Annotated in this window: 8 protein-coding genes and 1 pseudogene; 4 read left to right on the plus strand and 5 right to left on the minus strand. The window is 74.9% G+C overall.

Annotation, left to right across the window (positions count from 1 at the left end):
* Positions 1-1,014, plus strand: a pseudogene (locus GWI24_RS33475) (regulator); the annotation flags it as partial.
* 27 nt (positions 1,015-1,041) lie between these two features.
* Here the strand turns inward: GWI24_RS33475 and GWI24_RS33480 are convergent.
* Positions 1,042-1,803 carry a helix-turn-helix transcriptional regulator gene (locus GWI24_RS33480; RefSeq protein ID WP_210949813.1) on the minus strand — a complete coding sequence of 254 codons (762 nt, stop codon included), beginning with the start codon at positions 1,801-1,803 and terminating at the stop codon, positions 1,042-1,044.
* Positions 1,804-2,632: 829 nt separating this feature from the next.
* On the opposite strand from GWI24_RS33480, the gene GWI24_RS33485 reads away from it, so the two are divergent.
* The gene (locus tag GWI24_RS33485; RefSeq protein WP_210949814.1) at positions 2,633-3,475 is read left to right on the plus strand and encodes an MFS transporter; all 843 of its coding nucleotides are present in this window, start codon (positions 2,633-2,635) and stop codon (positions 3,473-3,475) included.
* A 377-nt stretch (positions 3,476-3,852) separates the two neighbouring features.
* Here GWI24_RS33485 and GWI24_RS33490 read toward each other — a convergent pair whose 3' ends face one another.
* On the minus strand, positions 3,853-5,184 hold the full coding sequence (locus GWI24_RS33490; protein WP_210949815.1) for an NAD(P)/FAD-dependent oxidoreductase: 1,332 nt from the start codon (positions 5,182-5,184) through the stop codon (positions 3,853-3,855).
* A 247-nt stretch (positions 5,185-5,431) separates the two neighbouring features.
* The gene (locus GWI24_RS33495; protein WP_210949816.1) at positions 5,432-6,322 is read right to left on the minus strand and encodes a TIGR01777 family oxidoreductase; all 891 of its coding nucleotides are present in this window, start codon (positions 6,320-6,322) and stop codon (positions 5,432-5,434) included.
* Between the two features lie 67 nt (positions 6,323-6,389).
* Between GWI24_RS33495 and GWI24_RS33500 the strand changes: the two genes are divergently transcribed.
* The gene (locus GWI24_RS33500; protein ID WP_210949817.1) at positions 6,390-6,947 is read left to right on the plus strand and encodes a GNAT family N-acetyltransferase; all 558 of its coding nucleotides are present in this window, start codon (positions 6,390-6,392) and stop codon (positions 6,945-6,947) included.
* Between the two features lie 40 nt (positions 6,948-6,987).
* Here the strand turns inward: GWI24_RS33500 and GWI24_RS33505 are convergent, their stop codons facing one another.
* The gene (locus tag GWI24_RS33505) at positions 6,988-7,506 is read right to left on the minus strand and encodes a DUF4240 domain-containing protein (protein WP_210949820.1); all 519 of its coding nucleotides are present in this window, start codon (positions 7,504-7,506) and stop codon (positions 6,988-6,990) included.
* Positions 7,507-7,704: 198 nt separating this feature from the next.
* Between GWI24_RS33505 and GWI24_RS33510 the strand changes: the two genes are divergently transcribed.
* The gene (locus tag GWI24_RS33510) at positions 7,705-8,625 is read left to right on the plus strand and encodes an SDR family oxidoreductase (RefSeq protein WP_210949818.1); all 921 of its coding nucleotides are present in this window, start codon (positions 7,705-7,707) and stop codon (positions 8,623-8,625) included.
* A 22-nt stretch (positions 8,626-8,647) separates the two neighbouring features.
* Here the strand turns inward: GWI24_RS33510 and GWI24_RS33515 are convergent, their stop codons facing one another.
* Entirely contained in the window at positions 8,648-9,613 is a 966-nt protein-coding gene (locus tag GWI24_RS33515; protein ID WP_210949819.1) for a YafY family protein, read from the minus strand.
* Between the last annotated feature and the right edge of the window lie 74 nt (positions 9,614-9,687).

Below are 9,687 nucleotides of genomic sequence, written 5' to 3' on the forward strand. Positions count from 1 at the left end.
GGCCCTCACGGCCCCCATGGCACCCACGGTCCGCACGGCGCCCATGGTCCTCACGGCCGGGCGCCGCTGCCCCGCCAGCGGCGCCACGACCGCGACCGGCGAGGGCCGGGCTACCGGGTGACCACCGGCGACATCGCGGCCCTCCGCTCGGTCGGGGAGCTGTTCGCGGCGCTGGACCAGACGTACGGCGGCGGCCACGCCCGGCAGGCCCTGGTGCGCTATCTCGAGCACGAGGGCGAGCCGATGCTGCGCGGCTCGTACAACGAGGCGACCGGGCGGCGGCTGTTCGGCGCGATCGCCGATCTGACCCGGCTGGCCGGATGGACCTCGTTCGACATCGCCGCCCACGGCCTGGCGCAGCGCTACTTCGTCCAGGCGCTGCGGCTGGCGCAGGCGGCCGGGGACCGTACGTACGGCAGTTATGTGCTGGTCACGATGAGCCGCCAGGCGGTCTATCTCGGCCATGGGCGGGAGGCCGTACAGCTGGCCCGGGTGGCCCAGCAGGGGGTCGGCGGCGGCGCCCCGCCGGTGCTGCAGTCGCTGCTGCACGCGATCGAGGCGCGCGGCCATGGCGTCCTGGGCGAGGTGCGCGCGTGCACCGCCTCGCTCGCCCGCGCCGAGCGGTCGCTGGAGGCGGCAAGGCCGGGGGACGATGTGCCGTACTGGGCGCGGCTGTTCGACGAGGCGCAGCTGGCCGACGAATTCGGCCACTGCCACCGCGATCTGCAGCAGTACCGCGCCGCCGCCCAGCACGCGGAGCGCTCCCTCCAGCTCCACGGCGCCGGGTTCGCGCGCAGCCGGCTGTTCTGCCGGGTGGTGCTGGCGACGGCGCGGCTGGGCCTCGGCGAGCTGGAGCAGGCGTGCCAGCTGGGCGCGGAGGCGGCGCAGCAGGCCTCGGAGATGCGGTCGGTGCGGGCGGCGGAGTACGTACGGGACTTCGAGCGCCGCCTCGAGCCGTACCGGGACGCGGCACCGGTACGGGGCTACCGGGAGCGGGTGGCGGCTCTGGGGTAGCGGCTCTGGGGAGGGGCCTGCCGTCGCTCAGGCGTCCAGCACGACGCCGAAGGTGCGCTCCAGGCCGGTGCGACCGGCATCGGTCAGGTTGATCACGCGGCGGCGGCTGCCACGGCGGATCCAGTCCAGCGCGAAGAGCCGGTCCATCAGGGCGGCCCCCAGCGCTCCGGCGAGGTGGTGGCGCTGCTCGGTCCAGTCCACGCAGTAGCGGATCAGCCGGCGGCGCCCGGCGAGCTCGTCCGCGTCCACGCCGAACGCCGCCAGCTCCGCGCGCCCCGGGGCCGTCAGCCGGTACGTGGTGTCCTTGCCCGGGGCCGAGAGCCGGTCGCCCGCCGCCGTCTCGGGATGGAAGCGCCCGTCGCCGCCCGCCAGGACCCCGCGCTCCAGCAGCGCCGCCATCAGGGCCACCCCGAGGGCGCCCGCGACATGGTCGTAACAGGTGCGCGCCCGGCGCAGGGCGTGTGCGTGGGTGCTCTGCCGCAGCGAGGTGACGGGCAGCGGCGGGGCGATCCTGGCCAGCGCCTCGAGCGCCTCGCCGACGGCGGGACCGGTCAGCCGGTAGTACCGATGCCGCCCATGCCGCTCGACCCGCACCACCCCGGCCTCCAGCAACTTGGCCAGATGCCCACTCACCGTGGAAGCACTGACCCCGGCCTCACCGGCCAGCACGCTGGCGGGCAGCGCACGCCCCTCCAGCAGCGCCCGCAGAACGCGGGCACGGGACGGGTCGGCGATCGCCGCGGCCGCGCGAGCGATGTCGGCGTCACGGGCATCCGTGGTGGTGGCCATGGCTCCAGCGTAGGACGGGTTCGCTTCGGCGAGGGCCGAAGTGTGGCGGGGATGGTTCGTGCATCCTCGGCGGCGCGGACCGCGTCGCGGCGCCTTGCGCTGCGCGTGGCGGGTTGGGCTGCGCGTGGCGCCTTGCGCTGGGCGCGGCGGGTTGGGCTGCGCGTGGCGGGTTGGGCGCTTGGCCCTACGAGCCTCTGGTCGCCTACCCCCCGAGCTTCGGCGGGGGCCAGGGGCGGAGGGACGCGCCGTGGCCCCTGCCCTGCTCGCCGCGGGCTTGGGCTTGCGCCTTTCGGGCCGGAGCTTCGTCGTACGTGCCGTGCCACGAAGCGTGGCGTGCGGCCGCGTGCATCTCGGCGGCGTGGGCCGCGCCGCGGCGCCTTGGCCTCCGCGCCTTGCGCTGCGCGCCTCGGGCTGGACGCCTCGCCATACGCGTCTCCGGGCGCGGGCTGCGGGCTCCGGGCTGCGGGCTACGGGGCGCCCGGGGCCGGACAGACCGGGGCAGGGGCGAGGGCCGAGCCATGGGGCCCTCGTTCGCGCTTCCCGTGCGTCCTGGGCGCGCCATGGTTCGGTCGGTACCGATAGGGATCAGGCGTGAGGCTGGAGGCATGAGGACGTACCGCTCCACACACCGGCCTCCGCGATCCTCGGACCTGCCCGTGATGGGTGCCGTGCGGAAGGGGCCGCTGCTTGCCATCTGCCTTGGCTACTTCCTGGTCATCCTCGACGTCACCGTCGTCAATGTGGCCGTGCCCCGCATCGGGGCCGGGCTGGGGGCCGGGTCGTCAACATCCCGCTGGGCGCGCTCGCCATCTGGCTCACCGTCCGCCATGTGCCCGCCACGCGCCCGCGCGCGGAGCGTCCGTCGCTGGACCTCGCCGCCCAGCTCACCGGCGTCGGCGCGGTGGCCGCCCTGACGGCCGGGCTGAACGAGGCGGGCGGGCGCGGCTGGACCGATCCGCTGGTGCTTGGCGCGCTGGCGGCCGCGCCACTCGCCGGGGCGCTGTTCCTGTGGCTGGAGCGGCGCGCGGCGGCGCCCGCGCTGCCACCGCGTCTGCTGACCGGTTTCCGGTTCCCGGCCGCGCTGGCCGTGGGGGTGCTGCTCAACCTCGGCTTCTACGGGCTGCTCTTCCTCACCACCCTCTACTTCCAGCGCCACCGGGGCTGGGACCCGCTCGCCACCGGTCTGGCCCTGCTGCCGATGGGCGCGCTGGTGGCGGCCGCGTCGCCGCTGTCCGGGCGGGTCGCGGCGCGCGTCGGCACCCACGTCCCGGCCGTGGCCGGGCTGCTGACCGGGGCCGTGGGGCTGCTCGGCTGGGCGGCCGTGGGGCCGAACACGCCGTACGCGCTGCTGGTCGTGCCGCTGCTGCTGACCGGGTTCGGCACCTCGTTCACCATGCCGTCGGCGACGATCGCCGCGATGGAGGCCGCGCCGCACGAGGTGCGCGGCGCGGCGTCGGGCGCCTTCAACGCGGCGCGGCAACTGGGCAGCGCCATTGGCGTGGCCCTGTTCGGAACCCTCGCGGCAGCGTCCGCGAACTCCGCCTTCTACGCCGGGATGCGGCTCTCCGCCGTGATCGCGGCTGGATGCTTCGTATGCGGCGCGATCCTGGCGGCGCTGTCCGGGTCCGCCGCCCGCACCACGCCCAACCCCTCCGCTACGGACGCGTCTTGACGCACAGTCGCGCAGCGCGCGGGCCCCGGTGACCCTGCGCCCTGCGGGCGTGCCCCAGGCCGCCACGGCGGCACCGGGCCGGGCCCGGTGCCGGAACTCGCGCCGGACCCGACTCCCGGCGAGGCGCCCAGCCGGACCAGCCGCGTGCCGTCCGGCCGTGTGCCGTCCGGCCGTGTGCCGTCCGGCCGTGTGCCGTCCGGCCGTGTGCCGTCCGGCCGCGAGCCGCGTGCCGCGGGGGAGCCTGGGCCTCGGCGGGCCCGCCGAGCACCGCGCGGATGGCGCCGGTCGGGCCGCCGCGCCGCGGGTGTCGGTCCTCCCTGGCCGCGGGCCGTGACGGGAGCCTGACCTCAGTGGTGAACCCCCGCACGGGCCCCGCGTCAGGCCGCCGCTGCGGGCAAGGTGCCCGGATTCGTGTCGGAGCCCGAGTCCGGTGGGGCGCCGAAGTCGCTGAGGACTGCTCGGGCGGCTCGGCGGCCGGAGGCCAGGGCGCCTTGGACCGTGCTGGAGTCGCGGTGGTCGCCGCAGACGTAGAGCCCGGACAGCAGTCGCACCGGGCGGCGTGGGTCGTGGGGTGCGGGCATGGCCGGGACGGCGTATGGGTCGTGGTGGGCGGCCAGCAGGTCCCAGGCCGCCGTCGACGTCCCGTACACCGCCGCCAGTTGGGCCCGGACGGCCCGGTCGAGCTCGGCGGTCGGCAGCGCGGCGGAGGTGCCCAGCACCGTGGAGGTGATCAGTACCCGGCCGGGCGGGGTGCGCGAGGGGTCCACCTCGCTGGCCACCATCGTGTGGGCCACCGGGCCCCCGCCGCCCGCGGCGAGTATCAGCGCGGGCTCGCGCAGCGGCGGCCGGTCGGCGGTGTGGTGCACCACCGTGACCGGGTGGAAGGCCGGTACCCGCAGCCCGGGCAGCAGCCCGGCCGCGTCGTGCGCCCCGGTGGCCACCAGCACCGCACGGCAGCCGAACTCGCCGTGTTCGGCGGTGGCCACGGCGGTGGTGGAGGCCGATATGGCCCGGACGCCCGTACGGACCGTTCCCGGCGGCAGCGCGGCCGCGAGCAGTTCGGGGACGGTGGACGCGCCGCCCGCCGGGAGGCAGAGGCGGCCGCGTGCGTAACCGCGCAGCGCCAGGTCGGCGCAGCGGCTGGAGGTGGTGAGGTCCGGGTCGCTCAGCAGTGAGACGAGCAGCGGACGCAGCACTCCCTCGACCGTACGAGCAGGTAGGCCCCGCCCCCCCAGGGTCTCGGAGACCGGCCGGTCGGGGCGGGCGAGCAGGCGGTCCGCGGGCAGGGCGGCGAGCCTGCCGAGCGCGGCACCGAGTCGGGCCTGATCGAGCCCGCTGCCGAGCGGCGCGCGGGCGGCGTTCGCGAGGGCGCGTGCCGTGGTGAATGCGCCCCTCATGCTCCGGGGCGTGTCCACCCGGTGCGTACGGCCCTCGCTGTGGACCAGCACCCCCTGGGCGAAGGGGCGCAGGGCGAGGGCGCTGAGCCCCGGAGTGCGCCGCAACTCCGGGAACGAGGTGTTCATCAGATGGCCGGTGCGGTCCAGCCGGAAGCCGTCCACGGTCTCGGTGGTCATCCGTCCGCCCACGTGGGGCGCGGCCTCGAGCACCGTGACCGCGACTCCCGCGCCGGTCAGCCGGTGGGCCGCGGCCAGCCCCGCGAGCCCGGCGCCGACGATGACGACGTCCGTGCGGTGCGCGCGCTTGAGCACGTGTCCTCCCCGAGGTCGGTGCGTCCGTCACGGGGGCTGCTGCCCCGACCGGCGGTCCGGATGCGTGGGTCCCGCGAGACGGCTCGGCGAGACGGTCATGACAGTACGGACAAAAACGGTCGATGCCAGACGCGCATCGACCGGGCACGGGCGCACACCGGTCGCACACCAGTCGCACACCGCCATCGAACGGTCCGCGACCGGGGGAGGGGGGAGAGCGGGAGGGGACGACGAGCGCCCAACTCCCTTACGTGAGCGCCGCCTTGATCGCCGCTTCGACATGCGGGCAGGCGAACGTGAAGCCGGAGTCCAGGAGGCGGCGAGGGACGGCCCGGACGCTGCCGAGGACGTCTCCGGACATCTCACCCAGGGCGATCCGGAGCGCGGGCGCGGGCACCGAGAAGAGCGTGGGGCGGCCCAGCGCCCGGCCCATGGCGGCCGTGATCTCGCGGTTGGTCACCGGTGTCGGCGCGGTGAGGTTGACCGGCCCGGTGAGCTCGGGCGTGTCGAGGATGTGGCGCAGCGCGGCGATGTGGTCCCGCAGCGCGATGAAGCTCCAGTACTGCCGGCCGCTGCCCATCCGCCCGCCGAGCCCCAGCTTGAACAAGGGGAAGAGCTTCCCCCACGCCCCGCCCTCGGCGGAGACCACCAGACCGGTCCGGGCGAAGACCGTACGGACGCCCGCCTCCTGCGCCGCGGTCGCCGCCTCCTCCCAGTCCTGGCAGAGATCCGGAAGGAAACCGTGGCCGGGGGGCGCACTCTCGTCGACCGCGCGCTCCCCGGTGTCACCGTAGAACCCCACCGCGCTCCCGCTCACCAGCACCCGCGGCGGGGTGTCCAGCGAGGCGATCGCCTCGGCGATGGCCGCGGTGCCCAGCACCCGGCTCTCCCGGATCTCCTTCTTGTACGCGTCGGTCCAGCGCCGGTCGCCGACGCCCGCGCCCGCGAGATGGACCACGGCCTCACAGCCCATCAGCCCGGAGGTGTCCACCCACTCCCGCCGCGGGTCCCACTCCACCTCGTCCTCCGCACGCGATGGACGCCGCACCAGACGCACCACCTGGTGGCCGTCCTCGCGCAGCGAGCGGACGAGTGCCGTGCCGATGAGCCCGGAGGAACCGGTGACCGCGATACGCATGGCCCCATCCTGCCCTCGATCACGGGAGGGATGTCGGACAACGGGCGGGCGTGGCACAGTGATCCGCATGTCCCAGCCCTACGACCTGTCCCGACCGCCCCGACCGCCCCAAGCGCCGCAACCGTCCCAGCGGTCCGAGCTGATCATCCGACCCGCCGTGCTCGACGACGACACGGCGCTGGCCGAGCTCGACCGCCGTACCTGGTCGCCCCTGCATGCCGTACAGCCGAAGCCGCAGCCGCCGTACGACCCCTTCTTCACCCTGCACAACCGCGTCGAGCAGATCCTCGTGGCCGAGCTCGCCGGGTCTCCCGTCGGCTACCTACGGCTCGTGCCGCCGACCCCGCTGGCCTGCAACGCCCATGTCCGCCAGATCCAGGGGCTCGCGGTGGACGAGCGGGTGCGGGGGAAGGGCGTGGCGCGGGCGCTGCTCGGCGCCGCGTACCAGGAGGCGCGGCGGCAGGGCGCGACCCGCATGACCCTGCGGGTGCTGGGCCACAACACGCCCGCACGGCGGCTGTACGCGTCGGAGGGGTTCGCGGTGGAGGGAGTGCTGCCGGGGGAGTTCCTGCTGGAGGGGGAGTACGTGGACGATGTGCTGATGGGGCGCCCGCTGGACGGCTGAGGCGCCGCCTCGCGTCACGCCCGCACAACAAGGCTGTGGGTCAGGCCCTGAAGCGCTCCCACAGCCGCGGATACCGCTCCGCCAGTACCGCCTCGCTCTCGAATTCGAGGGGCTCCCCGATCGGTTCCCGGGGCATGGGCGAGAGCCCCAGCTCCGGCAGGGGCGCACCGGTCAGCCGCTCGTACGCCTCGTCCGCCGCGTACCCCAGGTCCTCGCAGTCGCCGTCCACCTGCTCGTCGAAGTCCTCGAGCAGATCGGCGAGCGCGTCCGGATCGTGCAGCGCGCCCTCGAAGATCTCCCGGCCCTGGCCGATCAGCCAGTAGCGGAACGCCTCGAAGGCATCCTCGCTGACCCCGCCGAGCAGCACCCAGGCGGCGCCCCACACATCCCAGCGGTACGCCCGGTTGGAGCGGGCCTCGAAGTGCCGGGCGAAGTCAAGCACCGCGTCGGGGTCGAGCTGTGACAGCCGCTCGACGAGCAGGTCGGACTGTTCCTCGGGGTCGCCGTCCGCGGCCTCCCGAGCGCTGTCGACCAGCCCCCAGAACTCCGTCTCGTCCATCATCACGGGACCAGGATCGGCCCTCCCGCGCACCCCCGCACGCGGAACGGGCCGGATGCGGTCGCCGCGCGATACCGGACAGCGGATGTCGGATTTCCCTGCGAAGGTCGACCCGTGGTCGGCCCCGGGAAGCCCGGGTCGACCACGTCACCCAACAAGGCATTCACGCGGCATCCACACCGAGAGGACGTATCGAACGTGAGCACACAGGGCGCACTGGCGGGCCGGGTCGCGCTCGTCGCGGGGGCGACGCGCGGCGCGGGCCGGGCGATGGCCGTCGAGCTGGGCGCGGCCGGAGCCACCGTCTACGCGACGGGGCGCACCACCCGCGATCGGATCAGCGAGGTGGGGCGGGCCACCGAGACCATCGAGGAGACGGCGGAGCTGATCACGGCCGCCGGTGGCACGGGCATCGCGGTCCCGACGGACCACCTCGAGCCCGAGCAGGTCCGGGCGCTGGTGGAGCGGATCGACCGGGAGCAGGGCCGGCTGGACGTCCTGGTCAACGACGTATGGGGCGGTGAGGCGCTGATCGAGTTCGGCAAGAAGACGTGGGAGACGAATCTGGCGGGCGGGCTGCGGATGCTCCGGCTCGGCGTCGAGACCCACCTCATCACCGGCTACTACGCGCTGCCGCTGCTGATCCGGAACCCGGGCGGTCTGGTGGTCGAGGTGACAGACGGAAACGAGGAGTTCAACAAGACCTACCGTGAGAACCTCTTCTACGACCTCGCCAAGAACGCGCCCATCCGCACCGCCTTCGGGCTCGCCGAGGAGCTGAAGGAGTTCGACGGCACGGCGGTCAGCGTCTCGCCGGGCTTTCTGCGCTCCGAGCAGATGCTGGACCACTTCGGGGTGACGGAGGAGAACTGGCGGGACGCGGTGGAGAAGGAGCCGCACTTCGCCATCGCCGAATCGCCGCGCTTCGTCGGGCGCGCGGTCGCCGCGCTCGCCGCCGACCCGGACCGGGCGCGGTGGAACGGCAAGTCCGTCTTCAGCGGGGAGCTGGCCAAGGTCTACGGCTTCACCGATCTGGACGGCTCCCGGCCGGATGCCTTCGGCTACTTCCGGGACGTCGTCTTCGGCGGTAAGGAGGGCACGGCCGCCGACTACCGATAGGGCTGCGCCTTGTCCATACGGCCTACCGGTACAGCTCCGCCGTACGGCGTGCCGCCTCCGCGAAGAGCGCCCGCAGCTCCGGCGGCCCCAGCACCTCCGCCTCCGGGCCGAGCCCGAGCAGCTGGGCGAGTGCGACCTCGTACGACTCGACGGGCAGGGTGACGGTGAGCCGCCCCTGCCCGTCGGGCTCCCCGGCCTCGCGTACGGCCTCCTCGGCCGCCACCCGGTCCGTGACATGCGGCAGCCGCCGGGCCCCGGCCGGGGTCAGCCGTACGACGGCCCGCTCCCGCAGGATCGAGCGGGCGAACTGCTCGGCCCGCTCCTCCCAGAAGGCGGGCAGGTCGAACTCCTCGTCCCGGGTGTAGCGGGCGCCGGTCGGTTCCACGGCGGCGAAACGATCCACCCGGTACACCCGGAAGCCGCCCTCCGCACGGGCCGCGAGATACCAGACGCCCGCCTTGAGCACGAGCCCGTACGGTTCCAGCTCCCGCCGGACCTCCGCGTCCCGGCGCCGGTAGCGGACGGCGATCCGCAGATCGTCCCAGACCGCGTCGGCGATGCCCGGCAGCAGCTCCGGCGCCTCCGGCTCCCGCCACCAGCCCGGGGCGTCGAGGTGGAACCGCTGGGCCACCGTGTGGGAGGCGTCCCGCAGCTCCGGGAGCAGTGCGGCGGACACCTTCAGCCGGGCGGCGGAGGCGGCGTCCGCGAGCCCCATCTCGCGCAGCGCGGAGGGCACACCGGACAGGAACAGCGCCTCGGCCTCGGTCCGCCCGAGGCCGGTCAGCCGGGTGCGGTAGCCGCCGATGAGCCGGTAGCCCCCGGCTCGGCCCCGGTCCGCGTAGACCGGGATCCCCGCCTCGGACAGCGCGGCGGCGTCCCGCGTCACGGTGCGCTCGGAGACCTCCAGCTCCCGCGCCAGCTCGGCCCCCGTGATCGAGGGCCGAGCCTGGAGCAGAAGCACCATCTTGATGAGCCGAGCAGCACGCACGGCCCCATGATGCCGTGCCCTCCGGGCGAGCGCCGGACCATGGCGGGCTCCCCGGCGCCGGATGCCGCCCAGGA

Origin of the sequence: Streptomyces sp. MK37H (genome assembly GCF_018035285.1) — a bacterium.
GTDB lineage: Bacteria > Actinomycetota > Actinomycetes > Streptomycetales > Streptomycetaceae > Streptomyces > Streptomyces endocoffeicus.